Genomic DNA, 26176 nt, shown 5'->3' on the forward strand with positions numbered 1-26176 from the left:
GAAGGCACGATCTCGGGCCGTCGCCTTCGTCAGGCGTTATGCCAGGCGCGCGCGCGCGCCGAGCGAAAGCTCCTTCAGGATGATCGCGCAGGAGGTCGCGCCTGCGTCGAGCACGCCAAGCGACCGTTCACCCAAGCGGCTGGCGCGTCCAACCCTTGCCACCAGGTTCAAGGTCGAATCACGACCTGCTTCCGCCGCGGCAACAAGCGCGTCGAGCGCCTCGTCGAACGGTTTGCCACTGGCGGTCGCGCCGTCAAAGGCGTCCACGGCTGGAACGAGGGTGTCGATCAGCGTCTTGTCCCCAACCTTGGCCGAGCCGATCGACTGGATGCCTTCCAAACCAGCATGCAGCATACGGCTATAGGTTGCCGCATCGATGGCGGGAACGCCGTCGAGCTTCTCGGCGAACTCGGTGAACATCACCCCGTAGAGTGGGCCCATGGATCCGCCGATCTCGGTCATCAGCACGGTGCCGAGCGTGTCCAGCGCCTCGGACAGGGTGATTTCCTTGCCCTTCAGCCGATCGGCCGCCAGGCCAAAGCCCTTGGCCATGTTGACGCCGTGGTCGCCGTCGCCGATCTTGCCGTCGATTTCGCTTAAGTAGGCGCGGTTCTCGATGATGCGCTCTGCGAGCGACAGCACGATCGCGCCGGCATTGGCGTTGCTAAACGTCTGCATGATGCGCCTCTTTCGTCACAGGATGGTGGTGCAGCGAACCTCGACGTCGAGGAGCGCCTTGAGTTCGTCGTCGAGCGCCAGCACGGTCAGCGTCGCGCCGACCATCTCCAGCGAGGTGAAGTAGTTGCCGATATAGGTCCGGTGGATGCTAAGACCGCGAGCGGTGATTTCCTTCTCGATCGTGTCGTTCAGGATGTAGAGCTCGTTGAGCGGTGTGGCACCGAGGCCGGAGACCAATACCGCGACCTCGGTTCCCGAAGCGAGGTTGTGATCGTCGAGCACGATCTGGCACATGTCCTTGGCGACTTCGTCGGCGGTCTTCAGCGCTTCGACGCGTACGCCCGGTTCGCCGTGGTGACCGATGCCGACTTCCATCGTGCCGGGCTCGATCTGGAAGTTCGGATGGCCGACCGCCGGAAGCGTGCAGGGCCCAAGGCCGACACCGATCGAGCGGCAATTGTCGATCGCCTTCTGCGCGGTTGCGCGGACGTCCTCGAGGCTCGCGCCTTGCGCCGCCTTGGCGCCGCCGATCTTCCACATGAAGATCTCGCCCGCCACGCCGCGGCGCTTCTCGCGCTCCTCCGGCGGTGCCGAGCAGACGTCGTCATTGGCAACGACGGTCAAAACGTCGATGCCGTCCTTGGCGGCGAGTTTCATCGCCATCTTCACGTTCATGTTGTCGCCGGCGTAGTTGCCATAGAGGCAGACGACGCCCTTGCCACCATTGGCTTCGCGAATGGCGTCGTGGAAACTCTTGGCGGTCGGCGACGAGAAGAGCTCGCCGACGGCGACCGCGTCCAGCATGTTGCGGCCGGTGTAGCCGATGAAGGCTGGCTCGTGGCCGGAGCCGCCGCCGGTGACGACGCCGACCTTGCCGGCGACCGGTGCGCCCTTGGCGACGACCACGCGCGGATTGTCAGCCAGACGCACGATGTCGGAGTGAGCCTTGACGAAGCCCTTGACGGTGTCCTCGACCACCTCGTCGGGATTGTTGATGAACCTTTGCATGGTGTCTCCTGTAGATGGGGTCGTGCTTCGTCAGAGAATGGTGTAGCCGCCGTCGATCAAAAGATCGGCGCCGTTGATCATGTCGGCTCCCGCCGACGACAGGAACACGGCGGCGGCCGCGATCTCCTCGGGATAGGCAAACCGGCCGGTCGGGATGCGCTTCTTGGCAGCTTCGCCCTTTTCGCCGCTCCAGGCCTTCTTGCCGAGTTCGGTCAGAACGATGGTCGGCGAGATGGTGTTGACGGAGATGCCGTATTTGCCCCATTCGGCCGCAAAGGTCTTCGACATGCCGATGACGCCGAACTTCGACGCGCAGTAGGCGACATGGTCTTCGATAGCGACGGTCCCGGCCTGCGAGGCGAGGTTGATGATCTTGCCGCCCTTGCCGGCGGCGATCATCGCCCGGCCGACGGCCTGGGTGACGAGGAAGCTGCCCTTCAGATTGATGGCGATGGTCTTGTCCCAGTAGTCGAGCGACAGCTCTTCGGCAGGCGCCAGGAACACGACGCCGGCGCTGTTGACGGCGACGTCGATGCCGCCGAAGGCGGCGACCACGCCCGACACGGCCGCATTGACCGAGGCCGGGTCCGAAACGTCGCAGACGAAGGGTCTTGCGTCCCCCCCAAGAGCCTCGGCTTTTGCTCGTGCGACATCTTCGTTGATGTCGAGCACGGCCACTTTCGCACCCTTTGCTGCAAAAGCGCTGGCAATCGCCGCTCCGATACCGGAGGCACCGCCGGTGACGAGGGCAATCTTGCCCGTCAGCGGGAAGTTGAGGTCGATCTGGGGTGTGGTCTCGGTCATGTCGTGTTCCCTCGGCGGTTTGAAAGCGGGGGGGGCAAGCCGCCCCGCCCGTGATGGCGTTACTTGCGGGCTTCGAGCAGCTTGTCGACGTTCTCGGTCGTGACCGGCGTCCACGGAACGTTGTATTCCTTGTCCTTGCCGTCGTTGAACGGCATGTCCGGATACTGCGCCCAGATGTCGGACTGCGGCTTGTAGTCACCCTTCTTCGCCTGGAGGATTGCGAGGTCCAGCGCGCCCTGTGCCTGGGCGCGGGCATCCTGCAGGATCGATGTCATCGTGCCTTCCTTGACGGCCGTCAGAGCATCGGTCACGCCGTCGATACCGGCAATGGCGAAGTCGTCGACCTTGAGGCCGGCCGACTTGATCGCTTCGATCGCGCCGAGCGCCATTTCGTCGTTCTGGCCGATGACACCGTTGATCTGGCCGGCATGGGCCGTCAGCCAGTTTTCCATCAGGGTCTGGGCTTCGGCGCGCGACCAGTTGGCCGTCTGCTGTTCGAGAACCTTGACGTCAGGGCATTCGGCAAGCGCCTTCTTGTTGCCCTCAAGGCGGGAGATCTGGGCAGACTGGCCGATCGGACCCTCGATGATGACGACATTGCCCTTGCAGCCGATCTTGTCGAGCACGGTCTTGGCTTCCATGTAGCCGGACACAGTGTCGTCGGAGCCGACATAGGCGGTCAGAAGGTCGGAGTTGACGCGGGTGTTGGAACCGACGACCGGGATCCCGGCGTCGTGTGCCGCCTGGACGGCGGTTGCGCCGGCTTCGATGTCGATCGGAACGAAAATGATCGCATTGAACTTCTGCGTGATCATCGTGTTGAACTGTTCCTGCTGGACCAGCGCATCGTAGCGACCGTCAAAGACGGTCAGTTCGACTTCGCCGCTCTTGACGGCGGGATGCTCTTCAAGGGCCGCCGACCAGATCTGCATGAATTCGGCATTGAGGCCGTAGGGGGCTGCGCCGATCTTGAGCTTCTCCTGCGCGACGGCCGACGACGCGAAGAGGGCCGTGGCGGAAGCCAGGGCGATCACGAGTTTCTTCATGCTACTCCTCCATTTTGTGGTTTCCGCCGCCTTCATGGCGTACGGATTGGTTGACGGCCGCCGCGGGGCGGCCATTTCTCGGGGTCAGAGACCCTGATTGCGTTTCTGGTCGAGCATCACGGCGCCGACGATCAGCGCGCCCTTGAGGACCTGCTGGTAGTAGGATTGGATACCCATCAGATCGAGGCCGTTGTTCATCACGCCGATGATCAGTGCGCCGATCAGCGTTCCCGTCACCCGGCCGACGCCGCCCGAAAGGCTGGTGCCGCCGATCACGACCGCGGCGATCGCGTCCAGTTCATACGCGATGCCGGCCTGCGGCAGGGCGGAGCCCGTTCTGGCCGAGAGCATCATGCCTGCAAGGCCTGAAAGACCGCCGGAGATGACGTAGACGAGGAACCGGATGCGGGTGACGTTGATGCCCGAGGTCTTGGCCGCATGCGGGTTGCCGCCGACGGCGTAGATGTAGCGGCCGAAGCGCGTGCGGGTCAGCACCCACCAGGACGCCAGAAAGACGATCGCCAGTAGAATGACCGGCATCGGGATGCCGAGAATGCTGCCCGTTCCGATCCAGCGGAACTCAGGCGTCAGCGCCGGCACCGGTTTGCCGCCGCCGTAGATCAGCGTCATGCCGCGGGCGGCAGACAGCATGCCGAGCGTGGCGACGAAGGCCGGAACCGAGAAGCGCGAGACGATGAAGCCGACGATGATGCCGCAAGCGACGCCGACGAGAATGCCGATCGCAAGCGCGACGAAGAAGGGGTAGGGCGCGCCGGCGACGCCGGCTGTTATCGAAGTCGTCGCGAAGCTGGCGCTCACCATGCCGGCAAGGGCGACCACCGAGCCGACGGACAGGTCGATGCCGCGCGTCAGGATGACGAAGGTCATGCCGATGGCGAGCACGCCGTTGATCGACGTCTGCAGGAGCACGTTCGAGATGTTGCCCGGCGTCAGGAAGTATTCGTTGGAGAGCGACAGGATGAACGCCAGCAGCAGGAAGGCGAGAAAGATGCCGTATTCCTGGATCAGCGTGCCGCGGTTTTCGGCGGTGAACCAGCTTCTGGATGAATTGTTTTCGATGTTGGACACGGTTCTCAGGCCCCTTTGATGTCGGACAATCGCCTTTGGCGTCGATCTCGCGGGTGGTTCAGGTCGACAGATGAACGAGCGACTGGGCGTCCGTCGCCCGGCGATCGTAGATGCCGGCGGACTTTCCCTGACGCATGACGAGGATGCGATCGGACATTCCGAGCACCTCGTCGATCTCCGAGGAGATCATGACGACGGTGCCGCCGGATGCGGTGAAGTCACAGATGATGCGATAGATTTCGCGCTTCGCCCCGACGTCGACGCCACGGGTCGGCTCGTCGAGCAAGAGCAATCTCGGCTCGCGCAGGAACCATTTGCCGAGCACGACCTTCTGCTGATTACCGCCCGAAAGACCCGACACCGGCATCGTGTCGCGTGCAGCCTTGATCCCGAAGCGGGCAATCATCTCGGCGCTCGCCGCGGCCTCGTCCCGCCGCTTCATGACGAAGCTCGGGCTCATCTCCGGAAGGCTCGCAAGGCAGATGTTGCCGCGAACGCTGTCGGCGAGGTTGAGACCCGTGACTTTCCTGTCTTCGGTGACGAAGGCGATGCCGTTTGCCATCGCGTCGGCCGGCTTGGTGACAACGATCTGCTCGCCTTCGAGCCGGATGTCGCCTTGCGTCGGGCGGTCGAGGCCGAACAGGCAGTTGAAGATCTCGGTGCGGCCAGAGCCCATCAGCCCGTAGATGCCGAAGATCTCGCCCTTGCGCACCGAAAACGAGATGTCCTCGATTTTGCCCGGCAGCGTCAGGCCTGAGACCTCCAGCCCGATCTCGTCGGTCGGGTCGTTGGTCTTGATATATTCTTCGCCGAGTTCGCGCCCGACGATCATCTTGATCAGGCCGGGGCGATCGATGTCGGCGATGAGGCCGCTGCCGACATAGCCGCCATCGCGAAAGACGGTGTAGCTGTCGGCGATCTGGAATATTTCCGACAGCCTATGCGAGACGTAGACGACGCCCTTGCCTTCGGCCTTGAGGCGGGCGACGGCGGCAAACAGATGCTGCGCTTCCTTCTCGCCGATCGCCGATGTCGGCTCGTCCATGAAGATAACCTCGGCTTCGTGGCTGAAAGCCTTGGCGATTTCGACCAGCTGCATCTGCGCGACCGAAAGGTTCATCATCGTCTGGGTGGCGCGGATGCCGAATTCCAGCCGGTCCAGCAGTTGCTGGGCATCCTGGTTCATCTTCTTGAAGTCGATGCCGCCGAAGCGCCCTGATGGTTCGCGGCCGAGATAGATGTTTTCCGCCACCGTCATATGCGGGACGGGGCTCAGTTCCTGCTCGATGATGGCGATGCCGGAGGCCAGCGCTTCGGCGGGGCTGACATAGTGCACTTCCTTGCCGCGCCGCCAGATCGTGCCGCCGTCGCGCTGCTGGATGCCCATCAGGATCGACAGAAACGTCGACTTTCCGGCGCCATTGCCGCCGCAAAGCGCGTGAACGGAGCCGGCTTGAAGCTCCAGGCGGCCGTCGCGCAACGCGGCGACGCCACCGAATGATTTCTTCAGTCCTTCAACCTTCAAAAGCGGTTGCATGGTGTCCTCCCACGCTGCGATGGCGATTTTGCCGCTATCGATTTCGACAAAAATCACAGAATGATCGACATATGTCAATATCGGGATTTTACTTTTGATTTTTTGTTTCGTCTTTTGTCAAACTTCGATGCGGGTCGGAGGGGAATTGACATGAGTCAATGCAATGGCCTGGTCCTTCGGGCCTGCTTTAGCGATCCGTTTACGCCGCGGTGACCGTTCGTCATCTCAGGCCTATTCCCGGTTGTGTTTGAATGACCGCGGACTATTGTCGTGGTGTGCATTTGAAGGTGGGACGCTGAAATGGAAAAAGCCCGTAAGAATTGGCTTGTGGTCGGTCGGGTCGTTCTTGCCCTGGCGGGCGGCTACTACGCCTGGCAGAAGATGGATCGCAACGCGCTGCCCGCCGGGATCGCCAGCGGCAACGGACGCATCGAGGCCGTCGAGATCGATATCTCGACCAAAACGCCGGGCAGAATCAAAGAGATCCTGGTGGACGAGGGTGACTTCGTCACCGCCGGTCAGGTGCTCGCTCAAATGGATACTGTGCAACTGGAAGCGCATAAGCGGCAGGCCGAAGCACAGCAGCAGCGCGCCATCATCGGCGTAGAGGCGGCAAAGAATCTGGTGACCCAGCGCGAGGCGGAAAAGGCGGCAGCCGAGGCCGTGCCTGGCGCAGCGGCGGGCACAACTGGACGCTGCCGAACGACGGCTCGCCCGTTCCGAGCAGCTCGTCAAGACAAGCACGGTTTCGCAGCAGGTGCTTGACGACGACAGGGCGACCGCAGAGGGCGCAAGGGCTGCGGCCAGTGCCGCGGAAGCTTCGCTCGCCGCTTCGAATGCGGCGATCAACTCGGCCAAATCCCAGGTCGTCGATGCCGAAGCCTCGGTCGAGGCAGCCAAGGCATCGGTCGAGAGCATCGTCGCCGACATCAACGACAGCACCCTGGTCTCACCGCGCGATGGCCGCATCCAGTATCGCGTCGTCCAGCCCGGCGAAGTGCTGGCGGCCGGCGGCCGCGTTCTCAATCTCGTCGATCTCGGCGATGTCTACATGACGTTCTTCCTGCCGACGGATCAGGCGGGCCGCCTGTCGATCGGCAGCGAGGTCCGGCTCGTGCTCGATGCCGCGCCGCAATACATCATTCCCGCCAAGGTGTCCTATGTCGCCGATGTCGCGCAGTTCACGCCGAAGACCGTCGAGACGGCCGAAGAGCGGCAGAAGCTGACGTTCCGCATCAAGGCGCAGATCCCGAAGGAACTCCTGAAGAAATATATCCGCATGGTGAAAACAGGGCTTCCGGGCGTTGCCTATGTGAAGGTCGATCCCAATGCGGAGTGGCCGGCGAGCCAGACCGGCACGCTGGTGCAGTGATGGCAGATCCCGACCGGGCCGGCTTGCCGCCGGCAGAGCTCGTGGTTCGTCTGAACGCCGTCACGCTTTCCTACGGGAAGACGAAGGCGCTGGATGATGTGACGCTCGACATACCGTCCGGCTGCATGGCCGGTCTGGTCGGACCGGATGGGGTGGGAAAATCGAGCCTGCTCTCTCTTGTTGCCGGGGCACGCGCCGTGCAGGCAGGACGGCTCGAGGTGCTCGGCGGCGACATCGCCGATGCCGGCCACCGGCGCCGGATCTGCCCGCGCATTGCCTATATGCCGCAGGGCCTCGGCAAGAACCTCTATCCGACGCTCTCGGTCTTCGAAAACGTCGACTTCTTCGGCCGTCTCTTCGGCCACGATCGCAAAGAGCGCGAAAGGCGGATCGCCAGCCTTCTCAAAAGCACGGGCCTTGCCCCCTTCGCCGAACGTCCCGCGGGCAAGCTTTCCGGCGGCATGAAGCAGAAGCTCGGGCTTTGCTGCGCGTTGATCCACGATCCCGATCTGCTGATCCTCGACGAGCCGACCACGGGCGTGGACCCGCTGTCGCGACGGCAGTTCTGGGAGCTGATCGACGAGATCCGCACCGACCGGCCGGGCATGAGCGTCATCGTGGCGACCGCCTATATGGAAGAGGCGGCCCGTTTCGACTGGCTGGTCGCAATGGATGCGGGCCGGGTTCTGGCAACGGGCACGCCCGACGAACTTCTTGAAAAGACCGGCGTCGACACGCTGGATGCCGCCTTCATCGCCTTGCTTCCTGAGGAGCTGCGGCGTGAGCACCACGATGTCGTCATTCCGCCGCGTCCCGAAGGCGCAAGCGATGATATCGCCATCGAGGCGAACAATCTCACCATGCGCTTTGGCGATTTCGTCGCGGTCGACAATGTCAGCTTCCGCATCGGCCGCGGCGAGATCTTCGGCTTCCTCGGCTCCAATGGCTGCGGCAAGACGACGACGATGAAGATGCTGACGGGCCTGCTTGCCGCCAGCGAAGGCACGGCAAAGCTTTTCGGACGCGAGGTCGACCCGCGCGACATGGAAGTGCGCCATCGCGTCGGTTACATGTCGCAGGCTTTCTCGCTCTATACCGAGCTTACGGTTCTGCAGAACCTCGAGCTGCACGCCAAGCTTTTCGGCATGGCGGCGGATACCATTCCTGATCGAATCGAGGAGCTGGCGGAGCGCTTCGACCTGACTGGCGTGATGGAGGCCTTGCCAGACGCCTTGCCGCTCGGCGTGCGCCAGCGGCTCTCGCTCGCTGTCGCCCTGATCCATTCGCCCGACATCCTCATTCTCGATGAACCGACATCGGGCGTCGATCCCGTGGCGCGCGACAGTTTCTGGCAGATCCTCGTCGACCTCTCCCGCAACGAGCAGGTGACGATCTTCATCTCCACCCATTTCATGAACGAGGCGATGCGCTGCGATCGCATGTCGCTGATGCATGCCGGCAAGGTGCTCATCAGCGATACGCCCGCCGGCATCATGAAGAGCCGTTCGGCATCGACACTGGAAGAAGCCTTCATCGCCTATCTGGAAGAGGCGATTGCCGGAGCGAAACAGGCGGCTCCCGCGGTGGTGCGAGCCAAAGCGCCGTTGGAGCCGGTAGCCGAGCGACAGGCCGGGACGAGGCGGTCCTCTAAGTCCAGGGTTTTCGATATCGGGCGGATGTTCAGTTACACTCGCCGCGAGGCGCTGGAACTGGTTCGCGACCCCATCCGTGCGACGCTTGCCACCATCGGCACCGTGATCCTGATGTTCGTCATCGGCTACGGCATCAACATGGATGTCGAGGACCTGACCTTCGCGGTGCTCGATCATGATCAGACGACGACCAGCCGCGAATATATTCTCGAGATCGCCGGCTCGCGCTACTTCATCGAGAAGGACCCGATCATCGATTATGCCGACCTCGACCGACGCATGCGCAACGGCGAACTCAGCCTGGCGATCGAGATCCCGCCGGGTTTTGCCCGCGACGCGGCCCGTGGTAACACGGTGGAGATCGCCGCCTGGATCGATGGCGCCATGGCGAGCCGGGCTGAAACGGTCAAGGGTTACGTGCAGGGGCTGCACGCCCATTGGCTGACCGGCAAGATCCGCGAACGCTACGGGGCCGCTGCGACCACCGGCAGCTTCAAGATCGAAACGCGCTTTCGCTACAACCCTGATGTCAAGAGCATCGTCGCCATGGTTCCGGCGGTCATCCCGCTGTTGCTGATGCTGATCCCGGCCATGCTGTCGGCGCTCAGCGTCGTGCGCGAGAAGGAACTGGGGTCGATCGTCAATCTCTACGTTTCGCCGGTAACGCGGCTGGAATTCCTGGTCGGCAAGCAGATACCCTACATCGCCCTGGCGATGCTCAACTTCGTGCTGCTGACGGCGTTCGCCATCTTCGTCTTTCGGGTGCCGTTTACCGGCAGCCTGCTGACCTGGACGGTTGCGGGACTGATCTATGTCTCAGCGGCAACGGCGATGGGGCTTGTCATTTCCACCTTCATGTCGAGCCAGATCGCCGCGATCTTCGGCACGGCGATCCTGACGCTCATTCCGGCCATCCAGTATTCCGGCATGATCGATCCGGTCTCTTCGCTTGAGGGGGCAGGCGCCTTCATCGGCCAGATCTACCCGACCACGCATTTTATGACGATCGCCCGCGGTACCTTCTCCAAGGCGCTGGGCTTCGGCGATCTCGCTGGCGCCTTCGTGCCGATGCTGATTGCGGTGCCGGTGTTGCTTGTCATCGGCACCCTGTCCCTCAAGAAGCAGGCGAGGTGACGATGCGCCTGTCCCATATCTACCATCTTGGCATCAAGGAACTCTGGGGGCTCTGGCGCGACCCGATCCTGTTGATCCTGATCGTCTATTCCTTCACGCTGTCGGTCTATACCGGCTCGACGGCCATGCCGGAAACGCTCAACCGCGCGGCGGTCGCCATCGTAGACGAGGATCGTTCGCCGGTGTCGACGCGGGTCTCGACGGCTTTCTATCCACCTTATTTCGTGCCGCCGCAGATGATCACGCCGGCGGAAATGGACCGCCGGATGGACCAGGGGCTCGACACCTTCGCGCTCGACATTCCGCCGAATTTCCAGACGGACCTTTTGGCCCGACGCTCGCCGACGATCCAGCTCAATGTCGATGCGACGCGCATGAGCCAGGCCTTCTCCGGCAACGGCTATATCCAGCAGATCGTCACCGGCGAGGTCTCGGGCTTCCTCGACCGCCACCGCAGCGAACAGAAGTTGCCGGTCGACCTCGTCCTGCGCGCAAGGTTCAATGCCGAACTGAACAAGGGCTGGTTCGGCGCCGTGATGAACGTCATCACCAATATCACCATCCTGTCGATCGTCCTGACCGGGGCGGCCCTCATCCGCGAGCGCGAGCATGGAACGGTGGAGCACCTGCTGGTGATGCCCGTGACCCCGTTCGAAATCATGGTCAGCAAGGTCTGGTCGATGGGGCTGGTGGTGCTGCTGGCCTCGGCGGTTTCGCTCGTCTTCATCGTCAAGGGGGTGCTGGCGGTGCCGGTGCAGGGCTCGTTTGCGCTGTTCCTGCTGGCGACGGCCTTGCAACTGTTCGCAACGACGTCGATGGGCATCCTGCTTGCGACGATCGCCGGCTCGATGCCGCAGTTCGGCCTGTTGCTGATGCTCGTGCTTTTGCCGTTGCAGGCGCTCTCCGGCGGCATGACGCCACGCGAAAGCATGCCTGAAATCATCCAGAACATCATGCTGGCGGCGCCGAACACCCACTTCGTCATTCTGGCACAGGCGGTTCTTTTCCGCGATGCGGGGTTGGACGTGGTCTGGCCGCAGCTTCTTGCCTTGCTGGTGATCGGCGCCATTCTCTTTGCCTTCGCCATGCGCCGTTTCCGGGCGTTTCTGAAATAGCGCATGCGCCACAGGCGGCTCTCGCCTGTGGCGCATGATGCGATGTGTGATTGGACGTAGGGGCGGCCGTGATGGCACCGGGACTGCTCATCACCTTCAACGCCGGATCTTCGACGGTGAAGATCGGCCCCGAGCTTCATGGCAAGCTCGACGAACACCATCGGTATGTCCGCGAATATGGCGAGGACATGCCTGAAATCCAGGATTGGCGCTGGCCGGGCTAGTCTTCGCCGGTGCGGTTTGTACAGGCCGTTGAAGGCGCTGACGGAGTGCTCTACAGCAATAGACCGGCAACGGCAGTCAAGGCCGATGCAATGGCCGCGATCGTGCGCGGTGACAATGCTTGAATGGGGAAGGGCGGAGGGAAGATGGCCGAACGTAAACACGGAGAAGCAGCCCCCGCAACGGAAACCACTCTTGCGGGCGCAGACTGGTACGGTCTGGATATCTCCGACCGTAACCACAGCCGTACACTTTTCTCGGATCTTGATATGATCGAGGCAACAAGCGCCGGTGCCGTCTTCAAGGAATGCACCTTCCGTCGCGCCAAGTTCAATTGCTCGCGCCATGAGGGCAGCGCCTTCATTAACTGCACCTTTGTCGGCTGCAATTTCTACGACGTCACCTTCAACGACTGCAAATTCGTCGGCAGCATGTTTGACGGCTGCAAGTTCGACGCGACGAGGGTCAAGGGTGGGAACTGGTCCTTCGTCGGATTGCCGGGCGCGGACCTTCGCAGCGCCGTTTTCGCCGACACGGTCATGCGCGAGGCCGACCTTACCGGGGCGCGTTGCGAGGGCGGAACCATGAATGGGCTCGACCTGTCGGGTGCCTGGCTTCACAGTGCCAATTTCAGCGGATGTGATCTGCGCGGCAGCGATATAAGTTCAATCGAGCCTGAAACGGTGACGCTGAAGCGCGCCGTCATCACGATCGAGCAGTCGGTGATGATCTGTGAGGCCATGGGCCTGGTGGTCCGGGCGTCTTAGAGAGCATTTCCAGGAAAAGTGCGAAGCGGTTTTCCATCAGGAAATGCGTAAGATCAAAGCGATAGAGCTTTTCCACGATACCTGCGGGTGCAGGCAGCGAACTCCGTTTAATTTCGCGGTTCGCCGCTCGGCGCATAGACCGTCTTCTGCTTGAAGGCGAAGATATTGCCGCAGCGGCACCGCATCATGTGTTTGGAAGGGTCGCTCGACGGGCGCTCCGTTGAAAAGCCGGTTGGCATATGATCGATGAGGAAACCACGGGTCCTGCTTTTCGGATCGTCGTTTTCCGAGGCCTCGGCAAAGCCGGACGCCCCACATTTCGAGCATTCCAGTTTTCTCGAATAACGATCTCTCGACACGATTGTCCCAATCCAAAATCAACTCGGGACCCGAACTATAGGAGGCGAGGGGTGCGTTCAAGGCCGTCCACCGAAACAGCGCCAGGCCGAGGCCGTCTTGAGGGCCGCCTGTTGCCGATCAGACATTGTCCTGCCGACGCCGTATCTCCGCAGCGATGGTCGCCTCGTCCTGCCTGAGCGAAAGGCGCTTGGCTGCGGCCAGACCCTGCTGCCACGTCGACAGCGCGCGGTCCTTGCTGTCGTCCAGCCAGTGCGCCAGGCCGCACCACAGCCCGTATTGCGCCGTGCCGACCGGGAAGACCCGGCAATAGCGCGAAAGCTCATGCAGCACCTGGCGCTCCCAATGACTCCATTGTTCATACTCGCGCGACAAACCCGCCTCCCGTCCACGAAACAGGACCTCGGCCACGCCGGAAATGCCGATCAGCGTGCTGTGTGAGGAGGGGCGGCGCATGGCGCGCAGGAGGCGAAGCGTATCGACGGCTGCCTCGACGCTTTCTCCGTGTCTGCCGACACGGGCGAGCGCCAGCGCCAGCGCCCCGCGCGCCGATATCTGCGCAGCAAGATCGACGGAGCCGAGCATGGCCGACGTGATCAGCCTGAGCACCTCCACCGCTTCGCGCGGTCGATCCATGTGCAGCACGCAAAGGGCCTTGCAACGCAAGGCCCAGATTTCCTGCTGAATGTTTCCCGCATTCTGGGCCCGAGATAAAAGCGTCAGCGCCGTCGGCTCCAGCGCGCTCCAGTCCCCGCGATAGTAGAGCGACCAGAAGCGCATGCCCTGCGCATTGCACCAGCGCAGCTGGTCTCCGGCCCTGAGGCTCAGATCCTGCGACTGGTCGAGGCGGCGATCGACCATCTCCCAGTCGCACTGGCCGATGCGCCAGAGCGCGTCGAGATTGCAGACATGCGAATGGATTGCGGGATCGGCGATCTCGATCGCGACCTTTTCGGCCCTCGACATGAAGTGGCGGCATACGCGCCGCCAGCCCATCATGCCGAAGCCGCAGGCGAGTTGTGACGACGCAACCGCGGTTTCGACCGAAGAGCCGGTGCGTTCCGCATGGGTGACGGCGCCGACGAGATTGCACATCCCGCGCGAGAAGCGCAGCTCGAAATAGTCGACCATCGCCGCCTGGTTAAGGCAACGGGCCATTTCGCGCTCCCACCGCAAGCGGGTCTGTTTTCCAGCCCAGTCCGGTGACGGCGGGAACGCCTGCTGGTAGGCAAGCCGGGTACCCCGCAGCATCAGGCCAACCAGCGTCCCGCTCGCCGAGGTCGGCACGGGGGCGCCGGCCGCCTTCAACGCACGCCGGACGGCAACGCCCTGCGCGTGGATATCACCCCGGCTATAGTGGGCTTCGGCGAGCTGCCGGCGCCATCGGACGGCCTGCAGTCGTTGATCGTCGCTCCACGGGTGCTTCCGGGGTTCGTGGCTGAGGCAGATGCCGACAAACGCCTCGACCTCGCGGAAGGCGCCGATCTGCAGCGCGTTGGTCGCGGCGAGATCGGCATATTTCACCGCCTTCTCGTTGTTGCCCGCCGCTTCGAAATGTTGGACGAGGACCGCGACGTCCGCGCCTACCGCATCCTTCCGACCTGCCTCGATCCAGGTTGCGAGCGCACCATGAAGCCGGTTGCGCAGGTCCCCCGGAATGGATCCATAGACGACGTCGCGCGTCTGGTCGTGGCGAAACGCATAGTTTCCCGGTTGCTCTTCTGCGCGCACCAGATGTGCGGCCACAAGCGTTTCGAGCGCGGCATAGACGCTCTCGCCGTCCAGCTCCGGCTCCAGCAAGGCCTCGAGCTCCGTGGCGGTGAACGAGCGCCCGACCACGGCCGCAGCCTTGATCACGTCCTGGGCCGAGCCGGTCAGGCGATCGAGACGCTCGCGAATGACCCGCTCGACGCCCTCGAAATATCTGAGGTCGTCGAGCGGGCGGATGGAGCGCCAGAAACCGTCACGAATGGCGATCAGGCCCTCGCTCTTCAGCGTCAAGGCGATTTCTTCTGCAAAAAACGGATTGCCGCCGGCAAGCTTTGAAATCCGATGCGCCAGTTCGTCATGCGGCGGCGCCTTGCCCAACGTCCGCTCGACCAGCTTGCAGATCGAGGCATCGTTCAGCTCGTCAAGTTCCAGGATTTGACAAAAGCGCGCCGGATCGTCGCTCTCCGATGTCCCGGCGCTCATGCGGGCGGATTCGGCCCTGCGCCTGAGGCTTTTCACCTCGTCCGGGATCTCCTCGGAGCGCACGCAAAGGATGACCAGCAGTGAGGAGTGCGATCCGAGTACCCATTCCACAAGCCGCCAGGAGGCCGAATCGAGCCATTGGCTGTCTTCCAGCACCAGGGTCAGCGGATGTGGTGCTGCCGTGGCGATGATGTCGCCCATCAGACGCATGGTCGCGTCCGCCCTGTGTGCGCCGTCGAGGTGCCTAGTGCCTTCGTTTTGGGGGGATGTCGACGGCCAGGACGTCGGCAAGCAAGGGCAGCCGCGCCAAGATGGCGGCGTTTGTCTTGACGCGCTCATGAATACGTTCAAACAGGCGGGTACCATCACAGTCCGCGGGCAGGCCAAGCAGGCTCTCGATGACCCGGCGCCATGCCCAAAGCGAGGTGCGCCGATCATCCCGTTCGGCGGGGGCAACGGCGACGACCGCGCCCTTTGCCCGCAATTCGTTGGTGAAGGCGGTGACGAGCCTGGTCTTGCCGATGCCCGGTTCGCCGAGAACCACGACGAGGCTGTTGGTGCCGCCGCTGACGCTGGCAAATGTGGCTCGCAGGAACCGCAGTTCGCGTTCGCGGCCGATAAGGCTCGTCGGGACGGGTGCAGCCGGGGACCGCGTCTGGGGGCGGAACGCCGGCGCCATGTCGCCGAGGCCTTCCAGTTGCAGGGCGCCACGTCGTTCGAAGGAGAACGCCGCCCGGCTTGCCCGCTCGGTCGGCGCATCGCAGAGGATGTCATCCGCAGCGACGGCCATCAGACGCGCGGCCCGATTGACCGGCGGCCCGAGAACCATCAGTTGACGCCTGCGGGGGCTGCCGACGATGCGAAAGAGTGCGTCGCCCGTCGCCACGCCTACCGATACGGCGAGGTCGAAGCGTTGGGCAGTTCGACAGATGGCCCGTGCCGCATCGACGGCGCGCTGCGGGTCGTCGCGGTGAAAGGTCCCGCGGGCGCCGAAAGCCGCGATGAAGACGAGGCCCTTGTCATCGAAGAGCAGTTCACCAGGTGGCCCGCCTGAATTCTGCAGGTCGGCTTGCAGCGAAGCGCAGAGGTCATGGTGGCGGGAAAGTGCCATAGGGTCGCTGTGATCGAGCCCGGCGATCCGCGCGAACAAGGCCGAAATTGGCCGGATCTCGGCAAGCCGGTCCAGCCGTGCGTCTGATCTCAAGCCATTGCCTTCGTCATGCGAGAAACCGTTATGTGTGACGACCGCCGTCTTCTCGGTGGCCCGGACGATGTCTTGCAGTTGCGGCGGCAGGAAGCCCGCCAGCCATTCGGTCGGCAGCGCCGACGGCATGGAACGCGCACTATGAGAGACGTCCGCAGCGCCTGTGGTTTCCGCAAGCGCGATCGCCTGCGTCGCGCCGTCCGACAGCACATATTCCCAGCGACGGGCCTGGCTCTGCGCTCTCGCTGCCTGCATCACGGCGTCGCCGCCGGCAATCAGGTTCCAAACCGGCTGGCCACCGAGTGCCGCGGCCCAGAGCTGTCCCGCTCCGACGCCGACGTGAAGTGCAGGCCCGACTTCACCCGTGGCCGCCTCCGGTCGAGCGCCTTGGTCCCGGCAGATCGCTTCTGCGCAGTCGGTTGCGGATCGCACGGCATGGCCAAGGCCGACATCGCCCGCGGCCCAGTAGGCAAGGAGGGAATCGCCGGAGAAATAGAGGACCTCGCCGCCACGGCTGCAGATCTGCTCGGCACAGCGGGCGTAGGAAAGCGTCAGCAGTTTTGGGATCTGCTCCAGGCCTTCCTGTCCACGCCGGGCCAATTGTTCGACGAGGGCCGTGTAACGCGACACATCCACGAACAGCACCGCGGCCGGAAACTCGACCGCTGCGGGGCGGTCGCCGTTGGCGCCATGGATCCTGCCGAGCAATTCCAGCGGCAGGAAGCCCTCCAGGAGCGGATCGTTTTTTCCCATGACTTCTTTCTCACGGCCGCAGAAAGACGGAGGAAGCGTCGGCGCCCAGTTTGCTCATACGATGGGGTGAGGAGCCTACTACTTCTGGATTAGTGTGCCCCCACTCACGTATCTGCAGACTTTCGCATATAATTCGCCCGGCGCTAAGAGGGGTCTCTCAACCTCAGTCGGAATAAGGGTATGGGTCGGAAGGGCCGATGTGTTGCTTTGTGCCCATATGCAACCCAAGGTTAAGTCGACATTTCTCGGCTTCGAAGCATGGAACGGATGCGAACATATTTTGCAGGCGTGGAAAGACCGGAAGAAAAGCGGCCGCGATCGAGGTGGCTGCATATCTGGTGGGGAACACTATGCAGAGAAGCGACATCGGCAAAGACAGATCGCAGGTCGACAACCGATCGGCGGCCGCCATCGACGAGGCGTTGCGATATCCCATCCCTGGGTGCTGCGGCCGCTCGCCGCGGAGGTCGGCATGAGCGACCTCGACACGGAATCGAAAACGGCCTGGATATCGCAGGGCTTCGAACGGCTGGTTGATCGCGTGCGCAAGGCGCCGGCCGATGTGCACTTCGATGTCCTGATCATCGGCAGCGGTTATGGCGGCTCCATCGCCGCGTCGACCTTCGCCGGCCGCACGCATGAGGGCCGACCAATCTCCGTCGGCGTGCTCGAGCGCGGGCGGGAATATCTGCCGGGCTCGTTTCCGACAGGGCTCGGTGAATTGCCGCGCCATATTCGGGGCGACAACAACAAAGAGGGGCTGATCGACATCAGAATTGGCGAGGAGGTCGTTGCCGTCGTTGCCAATGGTGTGGGCGGCGGTTCGTTGATCAATGCCGGGGTCATGGAAACGCCGCTACCAAGCGTGTTTCACGAGGGATGGCCGGCGGCACTCAAGGACCTCTCGGACTGGAAATCCTATTTCGATCGTGCCCGCGATCTGCTCGGCAGCACCATCAAGGGCGCCCCCAACACCATCGCCGATCATGTCGATGGTGTGCCGCAAAAGTTTCGTTCGGTGCGCGCCATCGCGCCTGACGGCAATTTCCGGCCGGCTTCGATTACGGTCGCGATGAGCGACACCACCAGCTCGGGCAATGTGCGCCTGAACAAATGCGTGCGCTGCGGCGACTGCGCGACCGGCTGCAATGGTGGCGCGAAGAACTCGCTCGACGTCAATTTGCTTGTACGGGCGAATGAATACGACGCCGAAATCTTCAGCGGCGCAACGGTGCTCAGCATAGCCAGGGATGGAGATGCCGGGTGGATCATCAGAAGCGTTCACACCAACGCGAAACTACGCAAGCGCGACGCGGATCCGGTGCTGATAAGGGCACGCAAGGTCGTGCTCGCCGCCGGCACGCTGGGCTCGAGCGAAATTCTCATGCGGTCTCGGGGTGCAGGCCTGCGGTTGGCGGACAAGAACCTCGGCACGCGGTGCTCGACCAATGGCGACATGCTGGTTGCCGACTATGCCACCGGTGCTGACGTCAACACCGTCGCCGACGAAACCGTCAAGCCATCGATCCGGGCCATAGGGCCGACGATCACCGGCGTGATCGACCTGCGTGCCTCCGCCGGTGTGATGATCGAGGAAATGTCGGTGCCGGCAGCCTTGCGCATCGCCTTCGCCGAGGTTTTTGCCACGCTCAATACGCTGCACGGTCTTGCAAGATATGACGGTACCAGGCACCGGCAAGGGTTTCCGGATGACGATATCTATGCGGTGCCGGCGGCGCGCATCGGGCGCTCGGCGCTTTATGCCGTCATGGCCGACGACGGCGCGGCGGGCAGGATCGAGCTCGACGGTGATCCAGTTGATGTCGGTCGCGATGGCATTGCCCGGATCCGCTGGGACAAGCTGCAAAACCTGCCCATCTTCGACCAGGAGGTCGAGGCGCTCGCCGCACTGACAAGGAACTCAGGCGGTCGCCTCATTCCCAATCCGGTCTGGAAGCTGTTGCCGGCCGACCTGGCCTGGCTGCTTAAGGATCAGCGCGGACCATTGGCAACCGTTCATCCACTTGGCGGCTGCGCGATGGCCGATACCGGCACGGATGGCGTGGTCGACCATCTTGGCCGCGTGTTCACATCGACGGATTCCGATGCGGTGCATGACGGTCTGGTTGTCCTTGACGGGTCGATTGTTCCGACGGCGCTTGCGACGAACCCTGCGCTGACGATTGCAGCGATTGCGCTGCGTGCTGCCGAGGCGCTGGCGGCCGAATGGGATTATGCAGCGGCCGAAACCCGGCCTGTCGGCGTACCGCTGGTGCGGCCCGTCTTTCGCAGCACCGATATCGCCGCGCGAGCGCAGTCGAGCGAGGTGGAGATCATCGAACGGCTCGTCGGCCCCGTTTGCCTGACGCCGAAGGGTGGGGTCGAGGAAACCCGGATCGTCGAGCTGACCATGCGGTTCACACCCACGACGCTCGGTCAGTTGACGCCGAACAATGGCAGCCATCCGATCATTCGTGTCGCGACCGAAGTGCCGGACCGCGCCATCCGGAGCCAGATCCGGATTTTCCCCAGGGAGGTATGGGAAACGCTCGAAAGGACCTGGCTGCCTTTGCATGTGAAGGAGCAAAAGCTCGATGCAGCCGTCGAATTCAGCGCGCCGATCTCCGGCAGCCTGCGGATCTTCGAGCGGCAGCAGAGTTCCGTGCTCGGGCGCGTGTGGCGCGCCGGCAAGGCCTGGACGTTGAACCGGGGTCTTCGCGACAGCTATCAGGCTCTCGTCGACCGTGATGGCGGACCCGGCATCTGGTCGCGGGTCAAATCGGCCTTTTCGATCGCCAGCCGCTCTGGCGAGATCAGGGCGCTGCGCTATGATCTGACCATTGGACCGCCGGACGTCGGCGGCAAGATCGCGCTTGCCGGCAACCGGATCGTCGGCACCAAGACCTTTACCTATGAGAGGCGCTGCAATCCATGGCGCCAGCTCATGGAGGTGACGCTCGACAGGTTTCCCGGGCTGAGCCCCGACGGCGGCGAGCGCGTGCTGAAACTCGATGCCGGCTATCTCGCGCGGATCGGCGTGCCGTTGTTCCGGATCGTCAATCAACGCGATGGCGCCAACACTATCGGCGAACTGCTGATGTTCTTCGGCTTCGTGACGCGGCTTCTGCTTGGTATGCACATCTGGAGTTTCCGTGCTCCTGACCAGGACAGGCGGCCACGGGAGGCAATCGTCAACCGTTTACCGCCGAGCACGCTCAGCCTGCCCGGCGGTGCATCGATTACGGCCGAACTGCATCGCATCGCAATTGCCCCCGAACGACCGGATGGCGGAGGCAACGACATTCCCGGCGAAGTGCGGCTGACGCGCTACCGCCATCCCAACACCAAAAAGCGCCCACTGGTGATGTTCCACGGCTATAGCGCCAGCGGCACGACCTTTGCCCACCATGCGGTCAATCCCAATTTCGCCAGCCATTTCTGGTGCACGGGCCGTGACATATGGATCGCTGATCTCAGAACCAGTGCCGGCCAGCCGACGGCGACGGAAGCCTGGAGCTTCGACCAGATCGGCAATGTCGACGTACCGGCAGCGCTGAAGGCAGTGGCGGCGACGTCGCTGGACGGGACGGTCGATGTGATCGCCCATTGCATGGGTACCGTCGTGTTCAGCATCGCGGTGCTGAACGGCCATGCCGCCGGGCTCGTCAATCGTGCAGTGTTCACGCAGGTTGGCCCGCTCGTGGTCTTTGCGCCGGCCAACATCTTTCGCGCCTATGTCGTGCGCTATCTCATCGATTTCCTGCCGGACAGCTACAGTTTCCACCCGAAGGACCCGACCCTGGCCGATGATCTTCTCGACCGGCTGCTGTCGACGCTGCCCTATCCGGTCGAGGAGTTCGACGTCGAGAATCCGCTGTGGCCAACGAAGCGAACGCCTTGGACGCGCACGCGGCATCGCATGGACGCGCTTTACGGGCGCGACTTCAACGTGCGCAACATGGAGCCGGAGATGCTGCGCCATATCGACGAGCACTTCGGTCCGCTGAGCCTGTCGACGGTGTCGTCGACCCTGCATTTCGTGCGTTACTCAACGATGACGGACTTTCACGGGCGCAACCGTCTGGTGTCGCGCCAGAACCTGGAAAAGCACTGGTCGTTCCCGACCTTCAGCGTGCATGGGGCAGAAAACGGCCTGTCGCATGTGTCGACCGTCGATCGCATGCGGCAGATTTTTGGAGATGCCGGGCGGATCTATACCCCGCCATTCGTCAATCCGGGCGCCGGCCATCAGGATGCTCTGGTCGGAACGACGCGTCACGCGACCCTGCAGCAGATCCAGCAGTTTCTCGACGCCGACATTCCTGCGGGTGCAGTCAAGGCCGACAGTGAAAAAGTGGTCTATCCGCCCTGGATCGGCCCGATCCTCACCGAAGAGCGCCCAAAGACCCCGGCATTGGTTATCCGCCTTGGTTCGGCGCCCTCGCATCGGGCAACCGAAGCCGCTTTACTCCTGCGCATCCGGCTGGTCGATGATCGTATCTGCCGGCCGGATGATCCGGCGCTGCCCTGGGATACCGGGTATCTCATGGAACACCTGGTAGCCTATGCTTCCAAGGCGCTTGAAGACGATGGCTGGGATGCATTCGAAGTCCCGCTGCCGGCCCGCATGCCGGGCAACGGCGGTGCAGATCGCAGCAATGCCCTTTTGGTCCTGCTGGTCTATGACGAGGATGCCGCGCTGGCTGCGCCTGACCTGGAGCACGAGGAGCCTCCGCCGCCGCTCGAACCCGTCGCGGCACCACCGCCTGTGATCGTGTTCCGCGAGACTGCGGCTCCCCTTGACCCGACGGGTGACGTTGGGCCAACCGGTGATGTTGGAGGAGGTCTGTCGCTGCCGACCTTTGACTTTGACAGGGACTTGGCACAGCCCGGTCGTGTCGCGCGAGGGCCTGCCTACGGCTATTTCGTTGCCGATATCGGGCAGAAACGGATGCGACGGCTGGATCCGACAGGGGCCGGCAATGCCTCACGCGGGCAGGCGGTCGCATTCGCCTTCAGCCGGTTTGAAAAGATGGCCGCTGCCGTGGCGCGCGCAATCGCCTTTCCGCCTCCGAATGCAAGGCGCCAGGGCGTCAAGCAGACGGCGCGTCCGCCGGTTGTCGAACAGGATTTTGCCCTCCGGGATGGCATCATCCCCTATAATCCGCCGGTACAGCCGCCCCTGGAGCCGACATCGGACGGCACCAGTTTTACGCTCTCTTCGTGCCAGTATCCGGCCGGCTTTCTCGACGAGGCGGTCGCCTACCATTCCTATGGCCGCATCGGCTCGCGGCTGGAGGCCAAAGCCGGGATCACGCCACGCTTCGCGCTCTTCGTCGGCGATCAGGTCTATGTCGACCCGACTGCGGGGCTTTATGATCCGACACGACGGGACGATCGTTACCGCCTGCCCTATGAAGCCTGGCTCAGCCAGGACAGTGTGCGCAACGTGCTCAGGCAGATTCCGTCCTTCATGCTGCTTGACGACCATGAGATCGACGACAATTGGGAGCCGATCGCCGAGCCCGACGACTGTGTCAATGCCGAAAAGGCGACGCGCGGTATCGACGCCTACTGGAAGTATCAGCGCGGCATGCATGCCAAGCTTGAGATGTTCGATTTCGACGGCTTCCATTTTTTCATGCTCGACACGCGGACGCAGCGAACGCACCGCAAGGTCGGCGACGGCCTAAAGTCGGCGGCGATGATCGCACCGGCGACGATGGAGAGTTTGAAGCAATGGCTGCTGCTGGCGCCGGCGCCGAAATTCGTCGTGTCACCGGTGATGTTGCTGCCACGGCACCGGCGTGCCATCCAGCGCGACAGCAGCCTCTCCTGGACGAACCTGAGCGCGCTGCATTCCGACGGTTGGGACGGCTATCCCAACACGCTTCGCGAGGTGCTTGCCTACATCGCCGAGAACCGGATCGAGCATGTGGTGTTTCTCTCGGGCGACGAACACCGGGCCTGCGTCGCGACGGTCGATCTTTGCGATGAGGATGGCTCCGTCACCCGTCTCCACTCGATCCACACGGCGGCGATGTTTGCGCCCTATCCCTTCGCCAACGGCATCGACGAGGAGATCGTCGACAGCGAGACAATCGAAATCCGGCATGGCGCCAGGAAATACCGCTGCGTCGTCAATGCAGCGCGCCCGGCGCCGGGAGACGGCGCGACGTTCTTCCATGTCCGTCCGGCGGGAACCGGCTGGGAGTTGGATTGCGAGTTCGGCGATGGCGCGGTGCAGACGCTGACGATCTGATGGACCACCAAACGGGTTCGGGCGAGATGGCTCAGCGATACCCCGCCGCATCCGCGGGCTTGTCCTGCTCCATCACCTCGCGCATGTAGCGCCAGCAATCGGGGCGCGAGCCGTCGATGTCGGTGAAGCCGTATTCCTGGGCAAGGCCGCCGCTCGACAGCGACTGCCCGTTCCACCGCGCCTTTTGCGGGTCCGCGGCTAGCGCCGCGATGGCGCGGCCGACGAAGCGCGGGCTTTCGGAAATGACGAAATGCGGCTGGATCTTCGTTGCTTCCTGCCAGGTCTCTTCCTTCGCCTGAAAATGCTCCAGCATCATCTCCGATCGCATCCAGCCAGGCGTAATCGAGACGGCCGTGGCGCCGTACGGCTCCAGGTCCTTGGCGTGCGCCCAGGCCATGCGATTGGCCGCGACCTTGGCGAGGTCGTAGAACGGCGAGAGCCGATAATGCTCGGCATTGTACTCGGCCGTACCGTCCGTCACCTCGACAAGCAGCCCACCGCGATTTTCGATCATCAGGGGCAGGGCGTGATGGGCGGTGATGAGGTGCGTGTCGATCGCCAGGCGAAGCAGCTTCAAACCGTTGTCGAGATCGTGGTCCCATACCGGCTTGTTCCATTCGAACAGGTTTTCGCCGCCCCAGACGTCGTTGACGAGAATGTCGAGCCGACCCTGCTCCCGGCGGATGCGTTCAACGAGAGCCTTCACCTGCGCGGACTGCAGATGATCGACCTGCACCGCGATGCCTTGACCGCCGAGTTCGCTGACGAGTTCCGCCGTTTCCTCGATCGTTTCGGGGCGCTTGTATTCCGATTGCTGGCTTTTCGTGGTGCGGCCGGTGACATAGACGGTGGCACCCGCCGCACCGAGTTCGGCGGCGATGCCGCGTCCGCCGCCGCGGGTGGCGCCTGCGACCAATGCAATTTTTCCCCTAAGCGTCATATTTTCCTCCTTTGGCGATCAAAGCCATCTGGCCATGGCTGCGGCAATAGAATATATAAACGATTATTCGGTTATTAATGAGAGTCAAGATGCCACGTCCCAAAACGATGCCTGATGAAGACGTATTGGCCGCCGCACTGGCAATCATGCATGCGAGCGGGCCGGAGGGCCTGACCTTTGCCGCCCTTGCCACGGGCACGGGGCTTTCGGCCTCCACCCTGGTCCAGCGGTTCGAGAACAAGCAGAAGCTCGTTCAGCGCGCACTTCTGCAGGCCTGGGACGGGCTCGACCGCTTGACCGCCGAGCTGTCGGCAACCCTGCCGAAGACACCGGACGGCGCCGTCGATCTGCTCGTCGGACTGTTAGGCGACTATGGCGGCATCGAAACCTATGCCGACGGCCTTCGGATCCTGCGCGAGGATTTGCGCGACCCTGCGCTTCGCGCCCGAGGTGCGATGTGGCGCGATGTGCTTTCCCAGGCGTTGGACGAGTGCTTCGCTGGCCCGTCGGCGCCGGTGCCCGGCATCGGTCTCCTGATGGCGTCCCACTGGCAGGGGGCCTTGCTTTGGTGGAGTTTCGACCCGCAGACCCCGGTTGCCGATTTCGTCAAGCAGAGCTTGCGTCGGTTTGTGTCAGTCCTTGCCACAGGCGCATCGGCCCCACACGCATCGTGAAGCCTTTGCGCGACTGAGCCACAACGGGGCCGGTCACCCGGCTTCAAATCCCCGTGACATTGTTCGCGGGGCCATGACGTGGCCGCCCATTCACCCTAGATCGGAATGCATGATCAGGTTTGCTGCTGCATTTTTCTCTCTGCTGGTGATGTGCTCCTTGGCCGTCGCGCAGGATCGGCCATCGCTTTCGGCGTTGTTGGACGGACTTGCGGCGCGCGACGACCTCGGGCCATTGAAAACGGTGATTGTCGCCAGGGCCGGCTCTGTCGTTGCAGAACGCGGCTACCAGGGCAACCGCCCGACGGATACCACCAATATCAAGTCGGCCTCCAAATCGATCGTATCGACCCTGGTCGGCATCGCGATCGGCAAGGGCTTATTGGAAGGGCCGGACCAGAAGATCGCTCCGATCCTCAAGGCGGAGCTGCCGGCTTCGCCGGATCCGCGGCTTGAGGACATCACCATCGGCCATCTGCTGTCGATGCAGGCGGGTCTTGGGCGGATGTCCGGCCCCAATTACGGACGTTGGGTGTCCAGCCGCAACTGGGTTCGTTCCGCCCTGGCGCAGCCATTCGACGATGATCCGGGTGGGCCGATGCTCTATTCGACCGCGTCCACCCATCTGCTCTCCGCAATCCTGACCAAGGTCAGCGGCAAGTCGACACTTGCCTTGGCCCGCGAATGGCTCGGTCCGATCAAGGGCTTTCGCATCGATGCCTGGGACCGCGATCCCCAGGGCATCTACCTCGGCGGCAACCAGATGGCGATGAGTGCACGATCGTTGCTTGCCTTCGGCGAGACATACCGTAACGGCGGCAAAACCGCCGATGGTCGACAGGTGGTGCCGGCGCAGTGGATTGCGCTTTCCTGGCAACCGCGCACCAATTCGCGGTTCTCCGGCGACATCTACGGCTACGGCTGGTTTCAGCGCCAGATCGCCGGCGAGACCGTGCATTTCGCCTGGGGCTATGGCGGTCAGATGCTCTATATCGTTCCGGCGCTTGACCTCACCGTTGTGATGACCTCGCAGGAGAGCGGCCCGTCGGCACGCACCGGCTATCGCGATGCGCTGCATCTGCTGCTCGGCAACATCATCGACACGGTCAAGGCGGCGCCACGTCTCGGCGAATAATGGTGCGGCCAAGATCCGCCGGTTGTTGAACGCCGTTTGGGCTCGGGTTCGCGGCCGCTGTCGGGCCGTTGCTGCTGTGCAACACCCATTGTCAAAACACACGGTCCGTGTGCATCGACAGGGCGCCTGTCGCGGCCCTGATAGGTAAAAACGACAGGAAATCAATGCGAAATGCCTTCTCCGGGCAATCGCCGACCGGCGGCAAAGTTCCCATTGCCGTGGCATTGCAGCACCGTG

17 protein-coding genes and 1 pseudogene are annotated in these 26176 nt (G+C 63.1%); 8 read left to right on the forward strand and 10 right to left on the reverse strand.

Annotated features, from left to right (window positions below):
- Positions 1 to 36 precede the first annotated feature (36 nt).
- The 6 genes from dhaL to AC244_RS24075 form a co-directional block, all read right to left on the reverse strand.
- Positions 37 to 678, reverse strand: a complete 642-nt coding sequence (gene dhaL / locus AC244_RS24050) for a dihydroxyacetone kinase subunit DhaL (protein ID WP_053251350.1) — start codon at positions 676 to 678, stop codon at positions 37 to 39.
- A 15-nt stretch (positions 679 to 693) separates the two neighbouring features.
- The gene (locus AC244_RS24055) at positions 694 to 1686 is read right to left on the reverse strand and encodes a dihydroxyacetone kinase subunit DhaK (RefSeq protein WP_053251351.1); all 993 of its coding nucleotides are present in this window, start codon (positions 1684 to 1686) and stop codon (positions 694 to 696) included.
- Between the two features lie 30 nt (positions 1687 to 1716).
- Positions 1717 to 2490, reverse strand: coding sequence for an SDR family oxidoreductase (locus tag AC244_RS24060; RefSeq protein ID WP_053251352.1), 774 nt, complete (start codon positions 2488 to 2490; stop codon positions 1717 to 1719).
- Positions 2491 to 2549: 59 nt separating this feature from the next.
- Entirely contained in the window at positions 2550 to 3536 is a 987-nt protein-coding gene (locus tag AC244_RS24065; protein ID WP_053251353.1) for a substrate-binding domain-containing protein, read from the reverse strand.
- Between the two features lie 84 nt (positions 3537 to 3620).
- Positions 3621 to 4625, reverse strand: a complete 1005-nt coding sequence (locus AC244_RS24070) for an ABC transporter permease (protein ID WP_053251354.1) — start codon at positions 4623 to 4625, stop codon at positions 3621 to 3623.
- A gap of 58 nt (positions 4626 to 4683) precedes the next feature.
- Positions 4684 to 6162: a sugar ABC transporter ATP-binding protein gene (locus AC244_RS24075; protein WP_053251434.1), complete on the reverse strand. Its 1479-nt coding sequence runs from the start codon at positions 6160 to 6162 to the stop codon at positions 4684 to 4686.
- A gap of 300 nt (positions 6163 to 6462) precedes the next feature.
- Here AC244_RS24075 and AC244_RS24080 point away from each other — a divergent pair.
- The 5 genes and pseudogenes from AC244_RS24080 (at position 6463) to AC244_RS24095 (ending at position 12424) form a co-directional block, all read left to right on the forward strand.
- Positions 6463 to 7534, forward strand: a pseudogene (locus AC244_RS24080) (HlyD family secretion protein).
- A complete protein-coding gene (rbbA, locus tag AC244_RS24085) occupies positions 7534 to 10320 on the forward strand; it encodes a ribosome-associated ATPase/putative transporter RbbA (protein WP_053251355.1) in 2787 nt (928 codons plus the stop codon). The pseudogene AC244_RS24080 and the gene rbbA overlap by 1 nt, the downstream one beginning before the upstream one ends.
- Before the next feature lie 2 nt (positions 10321 to 10322).
- Positions 10323 to 11435, forward strand: a complete 1113-nt coding sequence (locus AC244_RS24090) for an ABC transporter permease (protein ID WP_053251356.1) — start codon at positions 10323 to 10325, stop codon at positions 11433 to 11435.
- Between the two features lie 71 nt (positions 11436 to 11506).
- Positions 11507 to 11659 (forward strand): hypothetical protein, encoded by a 153-nt coding sequence (locus AC244_RS37230; protein WP_161807895.1) that lies wholly within the window; start codon positions 11507 to 11509, stop codon positions 11657 to 11659.
- A 144-nt stretch (positions 11660 to 11803) separates the two neighbouring features.
- The gene (locus AC244_RS24095) at positions 11804 to 12424 is read left to right on the forward strand and encodes a pentapeptide repeat-containing protein (RefSeq protein WP_053251357.1); all 621 of its coding nucleotides are present in this window, start codon (positions 11804 to 11806) and stop codon (positions 12422 to 12424) included.
- A 107-nt stretch (positions 12425 to 12531) separates the two neighbouring features.
- On the opposite strand, the gene AC244_RS38270 is transcribed toward AC244_RS24095, so the two are convergent.
- From AC244_RS38270 to AC244_RS24110, 3 genes are all read right to left on the reverse strand, one after another.
- On the reverse strand, positions 12532 to 12786 hold the full coding sequence (locus AC244_RS38270; RefSeq protein ID WP_053251358.1) for a hypothetical protein: 255 nt from the start codon (positions 12784 to 12786) through the stop codon (positions 12532 to 12534).
- A gap of 115 nt (positions 12787 to 12901) precedes the next feature.
- Positions 12902 to 15184 (reverse strand): ATP-binding protein, encoded by a 2283-nt coding sequence (locus AC244_RS24105; RefSeq protein WP_053251359.1) that lies wholly within the window; start codon positions 15182 to 15184, stop codon positions 12902 to 12904.
- 34 nt (positions 15185 to 15218) lie between these two features.
- Entirely contained in the window at positions 15219 to 16931 is a 1713-nt protein-coding gene (locus tag AC244_RS24110; protein WP_053251360.1) for an adenylate/guanylate cyclase domain-containing protein, read from the reverse strand.
- Positions 16932 to 17403: 472 nt separating this feature from the next.
- Between AC244_RS24110 and AC244_RS24115 the strand changes: the two genes are divergently transcribed.
- On the forward strand, positions 17404 to 23193 hold the full coding sequence (locus AC244_RS24115; RefSeq protein ID WP_053251361.1) for an alkaline phosphatase D family protein: 5790 nt from the start codon (positions 17404 to 17406) through the stop codon (positions 23191 to 23193).
- Between the two features lie 31 nt (positions 23194 to 23224).
- Here AC244_RS24115 and AC244_RS24120 read toward each other — a convergent pair whose 3' ends face one another.
- Complete coding sequence (locus tag AC244_RS24120) at positions 23225 to 24133, reverse strand: SDR family oxidoreductase (RefSeq protein ID WP_053251362.1); 909 nt, start codon at positions 24131 to 24133, stop codon at positions 23225 to 23227.
- 89 nt (positions 24134 to 24222) lie between these two features.
- Here AC244_RS24120 and AC244_RS24125 point away from each other — a divergent pair, with 89 nt between their 5' ends.
- Both AC244_RS24125 and AC244_RS24130 read left to right on the forward strand, forming a co-directional pair.
- On the forward strand, positions 24223 to 24807 hold the full coding sequence (locus AC244_RS24125) for a TetR family transcriptional regulator (RefSeq protein WP_053251363.1): 585 nt from the start codon (positions 24223 to 24225) through the stop codon (positions 24805 to 24807).
- Between the two features lie 109 nt (positions 24808 to 24916).
- Positions 24917 to 25939, forward strand: a complete 1023-nt coding sequence (locus AC244_RS24130) for a serine hydrolase domain-containing protein (RefSeq protein ID WP_053251364.1) — start codon at positions 24917 to 24919, stop codon at positions 25937 to 25939.
- Positions 25940 to 26176 lie beyond the last annotated feature (237 nt).

The organism is Ensifer adhaerens, from assembly GCF_001270265.1.
Taxonomy (GTDB): domain Bacteria; phylum Pseudomonadota; class Alphaproteobacteria; order Rhizobiales; family Rhizobiaceae; genus Ensifer; species Ensifer adhaerens_B.

Coding starts and splice junctions, on each gene's coding strand:
- dhaL (WP_053251350.1), bottom strand. CDS start 678: ATGCAGACGTTTAGCAACGCCAATGCCGGCGCGATCGTGCTGTCGCTC.
- AC244_RS24055 (WP_053251351.1), bottom strand. CDS start 1,686: ATGCAAAGGTTCATCAACAATCCCGACGAGGTGGTCGAGGACACCGTC.
- AC244_RS24060 (WP_053251352.1), bottom strand. CDS start 2,490: ATGACCGAGACCACACCCCAGATCGACCTCAACTTCCCGCTGACGGGC.
- AC244_RS24065 (WP_053251353.1), bottom strand. CDS start 3,536: ATGAAGAAACTCGTGATCGCCCTGGCTTCCGCCACGGCCCTCTTCGCG.
- AC244_RS24075 (WP_053251434.1), bottom strand. CDS start 6,162: ATGCAACCGCTTTTGAAGGTTGAAGGACTGAAGAAATCATTCGGTGGC.
- rbbA (WP_053251355.1), top strand. CDS start 7,534: ATGGCAGATCCCGACCGGGCCGGCTTGCCGCCGGCAGAGCTCGTGGTT.
- AC244_RS24090 (WP_053251356.1), top strand. CDS start 10,323: ATGCGCCTGTCCCATATCTACCATCTTGGCATCAAGGAACTCTGGGGG.
- AC244_RS37230 (WP_161807895.1), top strand. CDS start 11,507: ATGGCACCGGGACTGCTCATCACCTTCAACGCCGGATCTTCGACGGTG.
- AC244_RS24095 (WP_053251357.1), top strand. CDS start 11,804: ATGGCCGAACGTAAACACGGAGAAGCAGCCCCCGCAACGGAAACCACT.
- AC244_RS24105 (WP_053251359.1), bottom strand. CDS start 15,184: ATGCGTCTGATGGGCGACATCATCGCCACGGCAGCACCACATCCGCTG.
- AC244_RS24110 (WP_053251360.1), bottom strand. CDS start 16,931: ATGGGAAAAAACGATCCGCTCCTGGAGGGCTTCCTGCCGCTGGAATTG.
- AC244_RS24115 (WP_053251361.1), top strand. CDS start 17,404: ATGAGCGACCTCGACACGGAATCGAAAACGGCCTGGATATCGCAGGGC.
- AC244_RS24120 (WP_053251362.1), bottom strand. CDS start 24,133: ATGACGCTTAGGGGAAAAATTGCATTGGTCGCAGGCGCCACCCGCGGC.
- AC244_RS24125 (WP_053251363.1), top strand. CDS start 24,223: ATGCCACGTCCCAAAACGATGCCTGATGAAGACGTATTGGCCGCCGCA.
- AC244_RS24130 (WP_053251364.1), top strand. CDS start 24,917: ATGATCAGGTTTGCTGCTGCATTTTTCTCTCTGCTGGTGATGTGCTCC.